12 protein-coding genes and 1 tRNA gene are annotated in these 17,228 nt (G+C 36.6%); 4 read left to right on the forward strand and 9 right to left on the reverse strand.

All coding sequences use genetic code 11. The annotated features are described in order from the left end of the window. Positions 1-70: 70 nt before the first annotated feature. Together ACFO5T_RS12485 and ACFO5T_RS12490 are read right to left on the reverse strand one after the other, a co-directional pair. Entirely contained in the window at positions 71-2,899 is a 2,829-nt protein-coding gene (locus ACFO5T_RS12485; RefSeq protein WP_380035558.1) for a M16 family metallopeptidase, read from the reverse strand. 211 nt (positions 2,900-3,110) lie between these two features. After that, on the reverse strand, positions 3,111-3,854 hold the full coding sequence (locus ACFO5T_RS12490; RefSeq protein ID WP_375252706.1) for a bacteriorhodopsin-like: 744 nt from the start codon (positions 3,852-3,854) through the stop codon (positions 3,111-3,113). A gap of 85 nt (positions 3,855-3,939) precedes the next feature. On the opposite strand from ACFO5T_RS12490, the gene ACFO5T_RS12495 reads away from it, so the two are divergent. Then, positions 3,940-4,803: a Brp/Blh family beta-carotene 15,15'-dioxygenase gene (locus tag ACFO5T_RS12495; RefSeq protein ID WP_380034884.1), complete on the forward strand. Its 864-nt coding sequence runs from the start codon at positions 3,940-3,942 to the stop codon at positions 4,801-4,803. A 155-nt stretch (positions 4,804-4,958) separates the two neighbouring features. Continuing rightward, positions 4,959-5,765 (forward strand): alpha/beta hydrolase, encoded by an 807-nt coding sequence (locus ACFO5T_RS12500; RefSeq protein ID WP_380034887.1) that lies wholly within the window; start codon positions 4,959-4,961, stop codon positions 5,763-5,765. Here the strand turns inward: ACFO5T_RS12500 and ACFO5T_RS12505 are convergent, their stop codons facing one another. After that, positions 5,766-7,133, reverse strand: coding sequence for an alpha/beta hydrolase family protein (locus ACFO5T_RS12505; RefSeq protein WP_380034890.1), 1,368 nt, complete (start codon positions 7,131-7,133; stop codon positions 5,766-5,768). A gap of 169 nt (positions 7,134-7,302) precedes the next feature. After that, positions 7,303-7,812, reverse strand: coding sequence for a hypothetical protein (locus tag ACFO5T_RS12510; RefSeq protein ID WP_380034893.1), 510 nt, complete (start codon positions 7,810-7,812; stop codon positions 7,303-7,305). Positions 7,813-8,079: 267 nt separating this feature from the next. Between ACFO5T_RS12510 and ychF the strand changes: the two genes are divergently transcribed. Continuing rightward, on the forward strand, positions 8,080-9,174 hold the full coding sequence (gene ychF, locus ACFO5T_RS12515) for a redox-regulated ATPase YchF (RefSeq protein WP_375252702.1): 1,095 nt from the start codon (positions 8,080-8,082) through the stop codon (positions 9,172-9,174). A 70-nt stretch (positions 9,175-9,244) separates the two neighbouring features. On the opposite strand, the gene ACFO5T_RS12520 is transcribed toward ychF, so the two are convergent. Next, entirely contained in the window at positions 9,245-9,652 is a 408-nt protein-coding gene (locus tag ACFO5T_RS12520; protein WP_021779394.1) for a BLUF domain-containing protein, read from the reverse strand. Between the two features lie 246 nt (positions 9,653-9,898). On the opposite strand from ACFO5T_RS12520, the gene ACFO5T_RS12525 reads away from it, so the two are divergent. Then, a tRNA-Ser gene (locus ACFO5T_RS12525) sits at positions 9,899-9,983 on the forward strand. 363 nt (positions 9,984-10,346) lie between these two features. Here the strand turns inward: ACFO5T_RS12525 and ACFO5T_RS12530 are convergent. The 4 genes from ACFO5T_RS12530 to ACFO5T_RS12545 form a co-directional block, all read right to left on the reverse strand. After that, on the reverse strand, positions 10,347-11,693 hold the full coding sequence (locus ACFO5T_RS12530; RefSeq protein ID WP_380034898.1) for an McrC family protein: 1,347 nt from the start codon (positions 11,691-11,693) through the stop codon (positions 10,347-10,349). Continuing rightward, positions 11,686-15,183, reverse strand: a complete 3,498-nt coding sequence (locus ACFO5T_RS12535; RefSeq protein ID WP_380034901.1) for a ScoMcrA-related endonuclease — start codon at positions 15,181-15,183, stop codon at positions 11,686-11,688. Before ACFO5T_RS12535 ends, ACFO5T_RS12530 begins: the two co-directional genes overlap by 8 nt. Before the next feature lie 24 nt (positions 15,184-15,207). After that, positions 15,208-15,762 (reverse strand): DUF6642 family protein, encoded by a 555-nt coding sequence (locus ACFO5T_RS12540; RefSeq protein WP_380034904.1) that lies wholly within the window; start codon positions 15,760-15,762, stop codon positions 15,208-15,210. Between the two features lie 878 nt (positions 15,763-16,640). Continuing rightward, complete coding sequence (locus ACFO5T_RS12545) at positions 16,641-17,039, reverse strand: hypothetical protein (protein WP_380034906.1); 399 nt, start codon at positions 17,037-17,039, stop codon at positions 16,641-16,643. Positions 17,040-17,228 lie beyond the last annotated feature (189 nt).

Here is a 17,228-nt window from a genome sequence, read left to right on the forward strand (position 1 = left end):
AAAGCGTACTCATACCCACAAAAAAAAGAGCCTCTTCGGAGGCTCTTTTTATATTTATAATGTTTTGTGATTATTGCTTCACCTTTGTAAGGTCTACCTCATTACCATCTTTGTCAAGCATTTTTACCTCATCAAAGCCCATATCTTTAAACTGAGCAAACTGCGTGGCAGCATCACCTACTACTAGGTATGCCATCTTGTTTTCATCAAGATATTTATTTGCTAGTGCTTTGTGCTGGTCAAGTGTCATATTTCTAATAACATCTTCTTCCTTCTCAATATAATCTGTTGGAAGGTCGTAAGCGCTACGCTCTTGAAGCATTCCTAGAAGGGCAAACTGCGTCTCAAAGCGGCGTGCATTAGATTTGATAAGGGCATTTTTTGTAAAGTCAAGGTCATCTTGTGAGATACCTTCTTTATATGCCTTGATCTGGTCTCTAAAAATCTCAACAGATTCTCCTGTCGTATTAGTACGTACGCTAGATGATGCTGTAAATGTACCTGGTATTTTTGATCCATTAAAGTAAGTACGTGCTCCATAGGTATATCCTTTTTCTTCACGTAAAATAAGATTTACAGCTCCAGAGAAAGATCCTCCTAGTTTATAGTTCATTACCTCTGCAGGGTAGAAATCCTTGTCTGTACGAGCCATCCCGATATAACCTATATTTATTACAGATTGCTTTGCATTAGGAATGTCTACAAATAGGAGTGAAGACTTATCTCTATTATTCGCCACTGGATACTCTGGTATGGTAACTTCTTTTGCTTCCCACTTAGACTCAAGGTCACTTAGGGCTGCAAGGGCATCGCTCTTATCTATTTTACCTACTATATGAAAACGGCTCACAGATGGTGAGAAGTTATTTGCGTAAAAATCTTTAAGATCTTGCATTGTAATTGCTTCTACAGAAGCTACAGTACCGCTAGTAGGGTATGAGAAGATATGATCTTCACCATAAAGCACTTTGTTATATACGTTACTTGCCACCGCATTAGGGTTTGCAGAGCGACGTTTAATGCTGTTTATAGTAGCTGTTTTGATACGACCTAGTTCTTCTTCATCCCAGCGTGGCTCAAACAGAATTTCTTCTACTAGATCCATAGTTGCGGCAAAATTTCGCGTAAGCGTGTTACCTTGTATTGTAATAGCCTCACGTGAAGTGTACATATTAATACTTGCTCCCAGTATCTCGATAGCTTCTTCAAGTTCTTCTGGAGTTTTATTTGCAGTACCTTCCATCATAATATCTGTCATAAGGTTTGCAACTCCATTCTTTTCCATACTATCTAGTAGATGACCTCCTTCTATAACTAGGTTAAAGTTTACGGTAGGAATCTCGTTTTGAGAAATACCATATACATCTATTCCGTTAGACAGCTCTGCTTCCCAAGATTCTGGAATACTTAGTTTTGGCGCATCTCCTACTACTGGTGGCGTAGAACGATCTATTTTTGAAGGTGTTTTTACAATTTCCTTTGCTTCATCTTCTACAACCTTAGTAACATTCTCTGTGATTTCTTCTTCTACCACCTCTGCTTTTACAGAGTTTTCTACGATGAGATCCATCTGTCCTTTAGGCACAAAACTAGTTTGTACAAAAGGCTTGCCTTTTATGTAGGTGTTATAAACACGCATTACATCTTCTTTTGTAACGGCTTTTATATTTTCTATATCTTTTTCTATAAAGTCTGGCTCGCCAGCAAATACATTGTAACTCGCTAGTTGAAACGCTTTACCATTTACACTACTTATACCATTGTAAAACTGAGTTTCAAGCCCTGCTTTAATGCGCTCTACATCTTTATCTGTAACGCCTTCTGCCTCAAACTTTGCAATAGCTTCATCTATCGCAGCCTCTACTTGGTCTAGATCTACACCGCTATTTGCCGTGATGATGATATGAAACTCACCCGCAATCTCTTGACTATTATTATATGCAATTGTTCTTGAGGTCAGGTCTTTATCTTTTACTAGCACTTTATATAAAGGTGCTTTTTTACCACTTGAGATAATTTCTGCAAGAAAGTCTAGCGCATATGCATCGTCTGTATACTGCTGCACTGTAGGGTAAACACGGTGTAGTTGTGGTGCTTGTGCAAAGTTATCTTCGTGGTAAAGCTTCTTTGTTTCTGCGATAGTTACTGGTTGTGCTTCAAGCGGTGCAACCTCTTGACGTTTTTTAATCTCACCAAAGTACTTTTCAATAAGCGCCTTTGCATCTGTGGTTTTAAAATCTCCTGCTAGTACGAGTGTCGCATTGTTAGGACCATAAAACTTGTCATAAAACTCACGTACATCATCTACCGTAGCATTTTGTAAATCTTCTAGCTCGCCTATAACTTGCCAGTTATATGGGTGACCTTCTGGATAGATGTTTTTATCAAGTACCCAACTTGTATGCCCATAAGGATTGTTATCTACACGTTGTCTTTTTTCGTTTTGAACAACCTCTTGCTGGTTTTCAAAAGCACTCTCTGTTACCGTATTAATTAAGAATCCCATACGGTCAGACTCTAGCCATAAAATAGTCTCAAGTGCATTATTTGGTACCGTTTCATAATAGATTGTACCATCTTTCCAGGTACCACCATTAAGGGTTCCTCCGGCGTCTTGTACCGTTTTAAAGAATGAGTCTTGTGGCACATTTTCAGACTCTTGAAATAGCATATGCTCAAATAGGTGAGCAAAACCGGTGCGTCCTGTTTTCTCGCGGTTAGAACCTACCGCATACTGTATCGCGAGTGATACAATAGGGTCACTACTATCTTGATGTAAGATCACGTCTAGACCATTCTCCAGCTCGTACTTCTCATAATCAATAGATAGTTTTGCATCCTCTACTACGGAGGTATCTTTATTACCCTCGCAAGAAGTACATAAGAGAGCAGTTACCATCACGGCAACGGCAATCATTTTAAAACTGTTTGATTTGATCATTTTTAGTGTTTTTTGATAATCCTCTAAGATAATAAGTAAGTAGGTGTCGTTTCTTAATAAAATGTTAAAGAGTTAACAGTGTGGTTGTTAATTACGCTTTCGCGAAAGCAAAAAAAAAGGGAGATCGATGTACACGATCACCCTTTAGTAATGATTTATTGGTTTCTAATTATGCAGTCTCTTCGAGAGATTTTGTATTAGAAGCTATGGTAGCTAGATTGTATACTACTAGACCAAAACCAATTTTGTTAATAGCGTCACCTAGGTTATAAACTACATCTAGAGATAATCCTCCAAAGAAGCCTTCATACCATCCCGGTGTTCCAGCCATATACCCTATAGGGTAAATTGCCCATCCCACAAGTACAAACCAACATAGGGTTTTGTGCGCGCTTAGTACAGCTCCACCTGCTTTTACAGCAAGCTTTTTTGCGCTTCCTAGCCAGATGTCATAAACAATTACAAAGTAAGCCGCTCCAGAGATTAATCCCCATAGCCACGCATTATCTCTGTCTACAGCCTCACCTATGTATCCGGTTACTAGCATTACCACAGATAAGAAAATAAGTCTCCACATAAGTGACTTTTTAGCCCCTGCAACTTTTAGTATTAGGAAAAACTCAACACACATAAGTGGTACTGTAAGAACCCAGTCTACATACCTAAAAAATGTAGGTGACTCAGCATTTGCTTGCCAGTAATCGCGCATATACCAATAATGGACGGCGGCAATAAATGTAATCAAGCCCGACACTAGAATGGAGGTTCTCCATTTACGGTCAAAGCTGTTCATAGATAAAAAGAAAAAGGCAGCTGCGGCCATCATAGCCATAGCTCCTACAAAAAACGTGAATGCAACATAATCATCTGATGCAATCTTGTCAAGTGCAGTAGTTAAGAGTAATAAATTCATAGCAATTATTTTTTTGTTTAACTAAAGTTAATAATAATTAAACAAATTATCTTAAAAACTATTATTAAATATTTAATTTTATATCGTGAAAAATATCAGAATCGTAATAACTTTCTTCCTTTTATGGTTAAGTATTCAATTTAACTCAACAATAGAAGATATAATCGCATATGTAGCCATCTTTACATTAGGCCTTGTGCACGGAGCAAATGATATTAAGTTATTAGAAAAAAACGTGTCTTCGTCTCCTAATTATAAATATGTCATATTAGGGCGCTACGTACTTATTGTACTTGCTATTGCTATCTTATTCTATGTGATACCCAGCCTTGCTCTTATTCTTTTTATACTAGTGAGTGGTTTTCATTTTGGTGAAGAGCATTGGGATAAGCTTATCGTTACAAAAGATAAGGGGCATTATTTGTTTTATACAGCATATGGTCTCCTTATTTTATTCCTTATATTTTATCTTAATAGCGATGAGACTACAGAGATCATAGCTATCATCACAGGGTTTACCTTAGATAGCTACTATTACCTAGTGGGACTAATATTTTTTGCTATCATAACTATCGCTTCGTTTATGATAGGTAGAGTGCAAATGAACGCTGTAAGCTCCATACTAGAAGAGTTTGTGCACCTCATTATACTCGCAATCGTGTTTAAAATGGCAACTTTACTATTATCATTTGCTTTATATTTTGTGGTTTGGCACGCCATTCCTTCTATGAAAAGCCAGATTATCTATCTATACGGTAATACGAGCCAAAAATCAATTGTAAGGTATCTCAAGTCTTCGCTAGCATATTGGTTAATAGCCATTACTAGCATATCAATATTTTATTATTACGTAGGTGATAAGACCTATCTTTTTAATGCCATATTCTTTGCATTTTTGGCTGCTATTACATTTCCTCACGTCTGGATTATTAATTCATTACGCAAGTAGCGGTTACAGTACAGATCCTCGTAGCTTGCTTAAAAATGTATCATATCGTCTGTAATATTATAGATAACTTTGATTATTAATTATAGCATTCACTAGCGCTGGCTATCACAACGAGTAGAGGAGGTAGTTGCTGTAGGATATATGAAAATTAGTAAATGAAAAAGATAAAAAAACCACTCATCGCCATATTCATCATTGCAAACTTATATGCCATCCTTTGTGGCGGACTGTATTTTTTTCAAGACAACCTCATTTTTCACCCCCAGCAGTTGCCGCAGGAGTATGCTTTTGATTTTGATGGCGATTATAAGGAGGTTTGGGTAGATGCGCCAGATGGAGCTCGGCTTAATGGCTTGCACTTTACAGTTGCAAACCCAAAGGGCGTGATACTTTATCACCACGGTAATGCAGGCAGTCTCGCGCAGTGGGGGCAAATCGCCCAGCCATTTGTACAAAAGGGCTACGCGGTTATTATTATGGATTACAGGCAGTATGGAAAGAGTGGGGGAGCACTCACAGAGGCGGCGCTTTATGATGATAGTTTGCTATGGTACGCTTTCGCGAAAGCGCAATATCCCACAACCCCTATAACGAGTTACGGCAGGAGCCTGGGGACTACCTTTGCAACCTACGTGGCATCAAAGCAAGAAGTCAGTAAGCTGGTGCTTGAAACTCCTTTTTACAGTATACTAGATGAGGCGCAATCGCGCTTTTCGATTCTTCCGGTAGAGAGGTTGCTCAACTATAGATTGCCTACGTATAGCTTTATAAATGAGGTGACGGCTCCTATAACCATCATACACGGCACAGAAGACAGTGTAGTGGCTTATGAGCACGGTAAAGCCCTTTATGATAGCATTACGACAACTACAAAGACTTTTGTAACTGTACCTGGCGGTGATCACAATAACCTAAGCGAGTTTGAGGCGTATAAAAAAGCGACGGCTGCGCTTTTTGAGTAGTTAGTCATTGGTATGCTCTTTAATCCATTTTGTGATAAAGGCAAGTACCTTTGGTGCCATAGTTTGTTCTATTTCTGAGTATTCAGATAGGGCACCGGTGGTGCTTTCTTGAAAAAGGTGATTAAGATCGTCAAAGGCCACAGTTCTTGCATTCTCATTATTTCCGGCAGCAAAGGCTTCTTTTATAGCTGCGATATTTTGCTCGTAAGGAACCTGAAAATCTTTCTTACCATTGAGCGCAATAACAGGTGATTTTATAGCACTCAGGTAGCTAGCTGGTGTAGCTTTAAGGAGGCTTACTATCTCTGGGGTGGTGATTTGATCTGTAATAGCTTCTACCTGCTGTATGGGAACCATAGGTCCCAGCTTCTCTTTGAGAGCGAGATTTACAGCATCTTTAATTGCGGCATTTGTACCGTCATTTTGTATAATAACATCATAAGCATAACCTAAGAGGTCTTGACCCTGTTTGATTTGTGCTTCTGGGACGTTTAGAAGGCGCTCCATCGCTTCTTTTTGGGAAAGCATAAGTTCATTACCGGGTATACCTGGTCCTGCAAGCATAACGGTAAAAGCCACATCTGTATTTGTAGCCGCTATTTGAGGAGCGATGATACCTCCTATACTGTGACCTATAAGACCTACTTGAGAATATTTGGTTTTCTTATACTTCTTTAAATAAGCGATGGCTGCTGTGGCATCACTTGTAAACTGTGCAATACCAGCCGTTTCAAAAGTGCCTGTTGATGCACCCACGCCACGTTCGTCATAACGCAATACACCTATACCGTTACTTGATAGGTAGTCTGCAAGAACATAGTATAGCGAGTGGCCAAACATATCACCATCTCTGTTTTGTGGGCCGCTACCACTTATAATCACCGCAATAGGCGGGTTTTTTATATCCTTAGGTAAGGTAAGTGTGCCAGCAAGGGTGATATTTTCTTCCTTGTTCTTAAAAGTTACCTCTTGTACATCATAATTAAAAGGAGCTTTAGGTTGCTGTGGTCTATTAAGTACGAGCGCACCTTTTATGAGAGTAAGCGGTACGGGAAAGTTATTCTGTATCAAGTTACCTTGTATGCTATCATTTTTAGTCACGCCTATATAGCGCATTTTAAACTGCGGAAAGTCTACCTTAAGGGTATCGTTTGTATAGGATGTGTTTGCTGCCTTACCACCTGTAAGCCCTTGACTCGGGATGTCCATTGTGGTGTGTAGGCTATCTTGCTGCTGCGTGATGTGAAAGGCAAAGTCTATATTTTGACCTTGAAAATTTACCGTTCCCTTCCAGTCGCCTGTGACCTTTTGGGCGTGTGATATAAAGCTAGTAAAGAATGTAACGGCTAGAATGATAAGAGTCCTCATAGGTGTACTGTATATAAGTCTATGACTAAGGTAGTTGTTATTATTGTGATTTTAATGAGGGAAATACATTTTCGCGAAAGCGTAAAAAAAAGAAACCCGAGGCTCTCGCACTCGGGTTTCTAACCAACCAAAGTTGTGTTGCGTTTAATAACGCAGTGGGGGAAATGTATTACTTATACATCTTATCTTTTGGTTTTGCTTTATAGGTGATGGTTGTTACCGTATCATCTTTGTCATTATACTTTTCTGACACCATATTTCCGTCTTTGTCAAAATAGTTTACAGAGATACCCTCCTTGGTTTTCATAAGATATACGTCACCTTTTGCCAGTTTACGCATAGTTCCATACTCAGAGGTGTTGTTTTCTCGTGTTCTTTTAATAGTATATCCGTTTGGTGATTCCTCTAGGCGAAAATCTGAGTCATTATACGTATAAGTAACTTCTCGCTTCACCATTGTTTTGCCACGCTCTAGTGACTGGTTAAGTTGTCCTGCCTCACTATCTGCTAGTGAAGTAGGGGTTACCTCAGTTTCTTTTACCGTTTTATATACGGTCTCATTACCTAGTGAAGACTTTACGGTCGTTCTAGTTTTTGTGATCTTTTCTACTTTTTCTTGTGCTTGTACGGCTGTTGCGGTACATACAGCTAGTGCTGCTATGATAAGTGATTTTTTCATCGGTCTTGTTTTTTGTTTGTACAAATTTAAGATCCTTTTCTGCTTGTGATAGCCAACGGGATGGTAAGACTTTATTAAGCCTTTCCCAATATTACTGGGCTCGCAAGGCGATTAACTTAAATTAACACAAAAGTGATGCTTTCTGCGGCTCGTCGTATAAGCCACTCGGTAGATCAATAAAATAGGATTATCTTTGCACCCTAAAAATAAAGTGGAAAGAATGGTTTTCCGCTTTCGCGAAAGCGTACTACTAATACATACTATTATATGAAAGCTGGAATCGTAGGATTACCTAATGTAGGGAAGTCAACCCTTTTTAACTGTCTGTCTAATGCCAAAGCACAGAGTGCAAACTATCCTTTTTGTACTATTGAGCCTAACGTAGGTGTGGTAAATGTACCAGATAACAGGCTAGCAAAACTAGAGGAGCTCGTAAGCCCAGAACGTGTGATCCCTGCTACGGTAGAGATTGTAGATATTGCAGGTCTTGTAAAAGGGGCAAGTAAGGGAGAAGGACTAGGAAACCAATTTTTAGGAAACATACGTGAGACAGATGCGATACTGCACGTGCTACGTTGTTTTGATAATGATAATATTGTGCACGTAGACGGGAGTGTAGACCCTATACGTGATAAGGAAACGATAGATATAGAGCTACAACTCAAAGATCTTGAAACAGCCGAAAAGAAACTAGAAAAAGTAAAACGTGCCGCTCGTACGGGTAATAAAGAAGCCCAGGCAGAAGAAGCAGCTTTACTTAAAATAAAAGAAGGTCTAGAAGCAGGTATCTCTGTACGTGCGATAGATATAGATGAAGATACACGCGAGGAGTTTGTAAAGCCTTTACAGTTTATTACAGACAAGCCAGTAATGTACGTATGTAATGTAGACGAAGATGCTGCTGTAGCTGGTAACGAGTATGTAAACAAGGTACGTGAGGCTGTAAAAGATGAAAATGCAGAGGTGATTGTACTTGCCGTAGGTACTGAGGCAGATATTACAGAGCTAGATGATTATGAGGAGCGCCAGATGTTTCTTGCAGATATAGGTCTTGAGGAGCCAGGAAGCGCCGTATTAATACGCGGAGCTTACAAGCTACTTAACCAGCAAACGTATTTTACAGCAGGAGTAAAAGAAGTACGTGCCTGGACGGTAAACATAGGAGCAACGGCACCACAAGCTGCCGGAGTGATACACACAGATTTTGAAAAAGGATTTATACGTGCAGAAGTAATTAAGTATGATGACTTTGTGGAGTACGGTAGTGAGGCAAAGGTACGTGAGGCTGGTAAGCTAGGCGTGCAGGGTAAAGATTATGTCGTAAATGATGGTGATGTGATGCATTTCTTATTTAACGTATAATCACTACTATATATAGTATCAAAAAGCCTTTCTCAGTAATGAGAAAGGCTTTTTTTATGGGATGAACTCTTTAGTAGGTGAGCATCTCTACGGTGTTAAGTAACCTTGCGATTTTATCTGAGGTAGAGGAGACCACTGCGTGCTTTTTTACATAGGTTTTTATGTCATTAAGGGCATCGCTGTCCTCTATGGTGAGAAAACGCGAACTGTACGATGTAAATACGGGATCGCTACCCTCTTTATGTATCACTTCAAAAATGCTGTGATGCCTCGGGTCTTTTTTAATTCTATTCTCATAAAGGTCTGTAAGATATGCCTCATCACCTTCTAGCACTTGAAAAAAATTACCCATAGTATGCAGCAAGATACCACAGATGCCTTTTTTATTGTTTTGGGCATAGGTGTGATCAAAGATCTCTTGTATTTGGGTTTCTGTAAGATGTGGTGACACTTTGCTTAAATAACAGATGGTGTACATTGTATGTTGGGTTTGATTGGCTTTATAAAAATAATAGTAAATAATTTATTTGTCTTACATATTTTAAAAATAGGTAAACAAAATTTCTAATTCCTTTATAGTGAGTAGGCTATGTATACTGTAGATAGTGGTGTGTTGAGGGGTGTGCAATTATTTTCAAAAAAACTCATTAAAAGGTTTTGGTAATTAAAAAAGCGCTGTATATTTGCACCCGCAATCAAGCAGATAGCTTGGTGAGACACTCAAGGAGAAATGGCAGAGTGGTCGAATGCGGCAGTCTTGAAAACTGTTGAGGGTCACACCTCCGGGGGTTCGAATCCCTCTTTCTCCGCAAAATGCCCCGTTATCGCAATGATGACGGGGTTTTGTGTTTTATGGTGCTAAATTAGGTGCTAAAACGCTAGTTTTCTATGAAAGAAAAAAAATAGAATTTGCGTGCTTAAAAGGTGGTGTTACTCAAAGTTAAGTAACTCAAAAAAAAATAACTAATAAAACATCTTACCTACCTACCTAAAAAAATAATTATTCTTTTTGTGTTAGAGTTGATGCTTAATTAATTTTTTATTTTTCAAATTACCTATAGTAGAATAATAAGTTTAAAATAAACTCCTATTTATTAACCAATCGGTTCTCTTCATAGAAGTGGCGATGATTACTGTAACTTGATGCATAGAAATATTAAATGGAGTAGGACCTATAAACTCTGGTTATAAGAGATCACTTTATTCAAATCCTCTTCTAGTTTTAGTTTCCAGTCTGCTTGATTCTTAAATGAAGATCCTATAAAGGAAACTTGATAAGAAAATACCTTAATTGTTTTATTGCTAAACTCATCAACTACTTCAATGGGTTCTAGAGCTCTGTAACCGGGGTTTAAGATGTGATCTGGGTATAATAATATAATATGGTCACATTGTAGTCTTATGGCGTAAGCGACCATTTGATATAAATCATTTTGACTTATGCCGTTTTTAGGATCGTTACCGCTTAGTTTGAGCATTTTGTATTTTGTATCTGCAATAATACGCTTGCCATTAACCTCTAGAATTAAATCTGGTTTGAGTTTAAAGTTCTTAGATTGATCAAGAGATATTTGTCCGCTTTGAGCTTTTGCAGTGACCTCGTGAAGCTCTTTATCTATAAATCCAAAAATGAAATCCTCAAATATATATTCCATAGGGATGAGGAAGGCAAAGAGTTGCAGAGCGTCCTTATAATTATAGGAGACACAATTTTCTAAAAACAAAACACAGTAGTCCCTTATAGTTTCAAACTCTTTAAACATTGGGTTGAACTGTATATTTCTACAAGCGCTAGCGCTCATAGTCTCATCAGATACTTCGTCAAGTACAAAAAGAATCTCTCTAAGATTATTTTTAGACTGTCTGTCTTTTGTAACAGAAAATAGTAATGTGGCTACATACTTAATGCATCTATTAAACTGATTGTCCATTTCAAAACTATCATAGATACAAGATAACTTGTGGAAGTTTGCTCGTGACAAATTTTCGTTTGTATAGCGAGTGAAATCAATACGACCTTTTACAAATTGTTCTTCTCTGTGTATTTCAACATAGCGTTGATACATTGCATTATTGAGTAGCTCTTTCGTGTATTTACTAAATAGGTAAATGAGTATTTCAAAAAAGTCATTTTTTTCACCAGAGAGACCCGTCTTATAATTCGGAAATCTTAGTTTACGACAATAGCTAAGCCACCAGAAAATATTGGAGTTAATATGCCTTAATGCTTCTTGGTCATAATTCTTTTTTGGGTCATAAAAGATCTTTGGAAGTAAATTTATGACATCACCTTTGTAATGTATAACCCCAACATACTTATTAGACTTTAGCTCTTTATGCTTACGTAAAAATTGTAAAAAGCGTTGGCTTTCAATAATCTCTTCTTCATTTTCTGTAATGCTATTAAAGTAGCTAGATTTCTCTCTCTTACCCCAGATCTCATCAAGAAAGAATTCTAGGTTTTCATATTCGCTTTCGCGAAAGCGTTCTTTATTTTGATATTCAAATAAATTAAGCATCGGCTACTTCATTAAGAAGTTTTAATGGCCAGCCGCCCACTTCTAGTCCTGCTTCTTTTAAGATAGACTTGACTTCATCTTCATCATTCATAAAGTATTCCAGTAATAGTGGTATAACTTTATTATTTATAGTTGACGATAGCTTGAAGTTGTTACCCATAAAATAGGAGTGTCCTACCGTAAAGTCTCTAGTTTTAAGGTGCGTGATTTGCTCATTGATTTTATTGAGTACATCTGCTCTTTGTACACCAGAAATAGTACTGTCTGGATACATAGGTATAAATTCAAAACGTCTACGTAGCGCTATATCTAGCAGTGCAATAGATTTATCTGCCGTGTTCATAGTACCTATAATATGTAAATTAGAGGGTACTATAAAGCGTTCTCCAGAAGGTAGGGTACAGGTAAGAGGCACATCTCCGTGTGAACGTTTATCTGGTTCAATAAGTGTTATAAGTTCACCAAATACTCTTGAGATGTTTGCGCGGTTAATCTCATCTATAATGATCACGTATGATGGAACGTCTTGACTTGATACAGATTTTAATAGGTTTAAGTCTATATCTTTAAGAGCTTCTTTTTGTTGTTCATAATCAAACTCTTCGTACTTAAGTTCTGCAATTTTATCTTCATTACTAATATGGATATCTTGATTACTTTCTAAAGTTTTCTTGAGGGCAATTATCTCTCTCAAAGCCACATAGTATACGGTAGAGTTACTACCTCCGATGGCGTTTCTAATGTCGTTATTAATATTTGTTATCTTATCTATATCATCATATGCCTGGTAGAGCTTCGTTAATCTCTTTTCTGATACAACATAAGATTGCCCACCTTCAAAGTGTTTAAAACGTAAATTGTTGTTTGAAATAGCATCTAGAATCACCGTATTACCCGTTATTGTCTCAAACGACTGTCCAGACTTAAGCGTCTTTAGAAAGGCCTTATAAACGTCTGAAAAGGGGAGTACTTGTGGCTCTTCTAGTGATGATTGTAGTTCTCTTTCTTTATAGACTCTATAAAATTCAAATAAGGCTTTTGTGGCAATTTTTTTGAATATTCCGTCTGTACGCTCAAAACTAAGTGCCTGGTTTGTTACATCAGGTCGTAGGCCTTGTATAAAGTCTTCATAACTATAGTTTTGATGAAAGGTGATAAACTCTATACGCTCGCCTAGATTTTCTTGAAATATAGCTTTGGCAGTAGCATAATTATCTATGGCTTGTCCTTGGATAATACTTGCTGCTTCAGAGATGGTACGATAGGTCTTTCCTGTACCTGGAGGACCGTAAAAAAGTTGATTAAGTGGTGCTACCATAGTTTTTTTTGCTTTCGCGAAAGCGGTATTAGAAAAATCAATTTGTGGAAAGAGTCGTTTTCTATAATCTAAATCAAGAATAGATTTCTCAAAAGAGAGGTTGTTATACTTGTCAAACGAAGATTTTGTAGTACGTTGAAATTCTAAATCTATAGCTCGAATACAATCATCTAGATTCTTAAATGCGATGTTAGGATCACTAAACCTTGTATAGTAGGGTAGTGGGTTACCACCATTAAACTGAGTTGTGTTCTCGTTAATACTTTTGGTAGTAATAATCCCAAACTTGCCTCTTGAAGACTTAAGGAAAAGGGTCCAGCAATAACGCTGTCCTATTGTTAGAGAAAGTCTTTTATCTCGCACATTATTGACAATTCGTGTATCGTTGTATTGCATATTAAAATGTGCTGTGATACGATCTCTTATTGTAAAATATGCTACTAGGTCTTCGTCGTTATATTTCTTTGCAGCTTTTACAAACTCCTCTTGATCGTTTATAAAATTTTCAAAGTAGGTATACTCTTCTTGAGTAGCAGTAAAGTTTGTTCCTTGATTACCTGCTTTTAAATTTTTAACTTCATCTACGTGCTCTAAGTCTTTGCTTAGTAGCGGTATATCTGCATTGTAATGGGTAATCTCAAGTTGAACTCTATCTACTGTTTCATTACCCTCTTGCGGGGTAATGTAATGACGCATTTCAAAAGGTGCTTCTTCAAGTTTACCTACTTCTGAGGTTACTTCTGCTAGTGCATAACAACCTGCTTGATCTCCCGTTTGCCATATGATTACCTTGTCACCAGGCTTTATTTTGTCCTTATGAGCGGCTACTTTCCAGCTTTTAAGATGTCCAGCCTTAAGAGCATTTGTAATATTGTAGATTTTAGGATTGCCTTGGAAGATCCAGTAGTTAGTATCAGATTTGAAAACTTCCTTTAGAAATTTGAAATAATTATTTTTTCCAATTACTGCTTTAGGTATTCCACTACTATTCTTTTCATCGTAGGCTACGAATTCAATATTTTTCTGTCTTTCTCTCTTACTTAGTATGAATTTAATTTTTTCAATATGCTTATCTACGGCTCCCTCGTTTATTAAAAAGAGATCAATTTTATCGAAGTAACTATCTATTTCTATAAGTCGGTCTTCTATATCTTGTGATGTTTTTCCTAAATATTGTCGATATGAATCAGTAACATTACTATAAAGCCACTCGGCAAAATCTTTAATGACATTCCTCCTTTTATTACTATTTTTCTTATTCTCAGAATATAGCCAAGATTCGTAGGAGAGTTCAGGAAATGATTTATCTGTCTTTTCTCTTATTTGTCCTAGAATAGATAGATACTCTTCTAGGGTTTCAAACTCGGGATCTATACCAAAAACTTCTTTTATGAATGGTTTAGATGGACCGTTTAAAGGAAAGTAGGAGAGGGGCTTTACCGTAAATAAAGATTCTGTGAGTTTCGTTTTACCAACACCGCTAATTGCTAACGATTTTGAAAATTGCTTTTCATTTAAATCTAAGGTGCCATCTTGAGTCATATGAAATAATTCCCAAAGTGTATTTATTTCATTATTCGTTCTATCAAATTTATAAGGAAATAGCCAGGTCTTTTGCGCATTTGCGGTAGGTATTCCGCTTTCATCTGTAGGCTTTTTGATGCCAAGAGTAGCTGCTACTTTTTGGAGCATTTCAAGTCGTTTTGATACTCCGTGTTTATAAATATGGCAGAAAAACGTAAATGGATCTATTTCTTGTAAAGGAATAGACACATCTGGAGATGATTTATCATCTTGAACATTAATTCCAACATCCTTTAAAAGTTGTACAAGATCTTCTTGCTGATTTTGTTTTTTTGATAGATACCTACAAATCCATTGGTGAGTTTCTACCCAATCGTAGCGTCTGAAGTTCTTCTCTTTTATCTCAAAGCCTAAATTTCGTAATACTTTAAATGCCTCAGTTCCTTCTCCACCTTTAAAAGTAGATCTATCAAGAATGTCACCCGTCGCATATTTGTGTGCTAAACTATATACGAGTTTAGGTGGATATCTTTTGCCCTTAAATATGAGGTCATATGTGCTGGACTGAGCACCGGACTCTATACCATTATGATCAATTTCTTGAATAGCATTTAAAACGTGCTCTTTGGCAATCTCTGATAATCCCAATATTATGTGTATTTATGAATGATTTTATTGAACCATAACAAACCCTAGTCTATTATAGAGATAATTGTATTTTTCTTTTAAATGATTTTCAAGGCTACCTAAGCGCTTATAATGTCTTAATTTTTGCATTAAAAGTAAATCAAAAATTGAGCTATCAAAAAAGTCTACGGATGCAGAGTAAGCCGACACTGCTTTTGCTCCAGTTATTATTCGAAAAACATCTAGTTCACTCTTATTATTACCCAAATCGCAGGAGCTAAAATGAACATATTTATCTTCAAAATACCCTTCACAAGCAATCCCTAGATCTTCTAGTGTGAGATATTCTCCTGTTGCTATTTCTATGTCTTTTCTAGTACCGTGAAAAGCCAAAAAGATGATATCATACTTTTGATAGCTATTCTTTCTAGATTCTTTGAGATAATTTAGAAGACCATCAGAGGTGTTTACTTGACGATAGATGTACTTTAAATCACAAACCTCCTCTAATAAACTTAAAGTAGATTTTATTGTCTCCTTTCTCTTGAGATTGTCATACCATTCTCCCTCGATAGCTAGTACGTTATTAAAAACACTCATATTATATAAATCTAGAGTTTTTTAAAAATAGTAAAGCTTTATTAGATCAAAGGTTTAACGGATTATTTTTTTTACAGATTCTAATGAAATTGTTTTTTGAAGATTAATTATTGATGTTTGTATATCGCGATGCCCATACTGACCGTTTAGGGGTGGAATTCTCCATATAGGGAAACATAAAATTCTAGCATAAAGCTCTCTAGATATTCAGACAGAGCATTGGACTGTGGTATAACTATAATCTCCAGTTCTTCATAACATATGTGTCCTCTAGCACGAAAAATCTTTTTACTTAAAGATTTGTGCCCCTTCTCATACCATTGATCTTGAGAGTCATTAATATTAAAACTGATTGATTGCTGTAGTGATCTAATCCTCTTTGGTGAATAGGTAGATTTTCCAATATATAGTATTCCAGACTGATCAACCCCGCCGAGTCTCGAAATGTGCTTATGTGAGTTTCCTGCTTTTTCTTTTAGGACGTAACACCCGTTTTTATATGAGCTTAACTTCTTACATCTTGTCCAATTACCTTTAGAGATATGAAGTATGCTTAGGTATAACATATGAAGATGTTAGCATTATTATGATATCTTGAATAACCATTTTTCATACAAATCTAGGTTTCTCTACGTTTAATATTTATGGACTACAAAGCACTTCAGTTTATCGAATATTTTTTTTCACATTTGTCGTATGTTCAAAGTAGGTTATTTATCATACAATGTTTCTGATCATTCATTAACCTTACAATATGAGAGTTTACTGAAAAATGACTGATTTATTACAAAATAGAAGAGGTAAGCGCATCTTCATTAGCCTTATAAATAGCTCGATTTACTTTGTTATTTTTTATTGCGTAGATCATTTAAAATAAATTATTTAATAAGTTTAAGTTGTCTAGCAATATCCTGAGAATACTTAGCATATGGACGTTTTAAGGTTTCTTCTGGCTTACTATAGTTTCCTATTGAAATTCGATCTATAAATGATTCATCGGGAAAAATTTTAGTAAAGCTTTTACTTAACATTTTACGATATGAATCAGGATTTGCTTTTGCTTTTACAATTAGCTCTTCTGCAATGTCTTTATTGGCTTCATATATTTCTGAAATCTTGAATATTTTCTTGTGATTGTTGCAGAGATCATCATCGCCAGTGAGGCTCTTTAGATCAATTTTCACTTTGTTCAAATCCATATGGACCCAGTACTTAGCAATGGTTTTATCATCGATCCTAAATATAAATTCATCTAAATTATCATCAGTAGTATACAATTTAAATTTTACATCCTTGGTTCCTTTTGCTAGATTACAATTTGCACAAGTAGGATAAAGGTTGAAAAATGAAGTAGCTAGAAAAGGATATTTAGATTTGGGATAGAAGTGATCTAGTTGCAGTTTAGATTGTACATCTTTTCTTTTCTTTTCTTTTTCTTTTTTCCATAAAATATGGGCTCAATGGTA

Origin of the sequence: Dokdonia genika (genome assembly GCF_042652845.1) — a bacterium.
In the GTDB taxonomy this organism is placed as follows: Bacteria; Bacteroidota; Bacteroidia; order Flavobacteriales; family Flavobacteriaceae; genus Dokdonia; species Dokdonia donghaensis.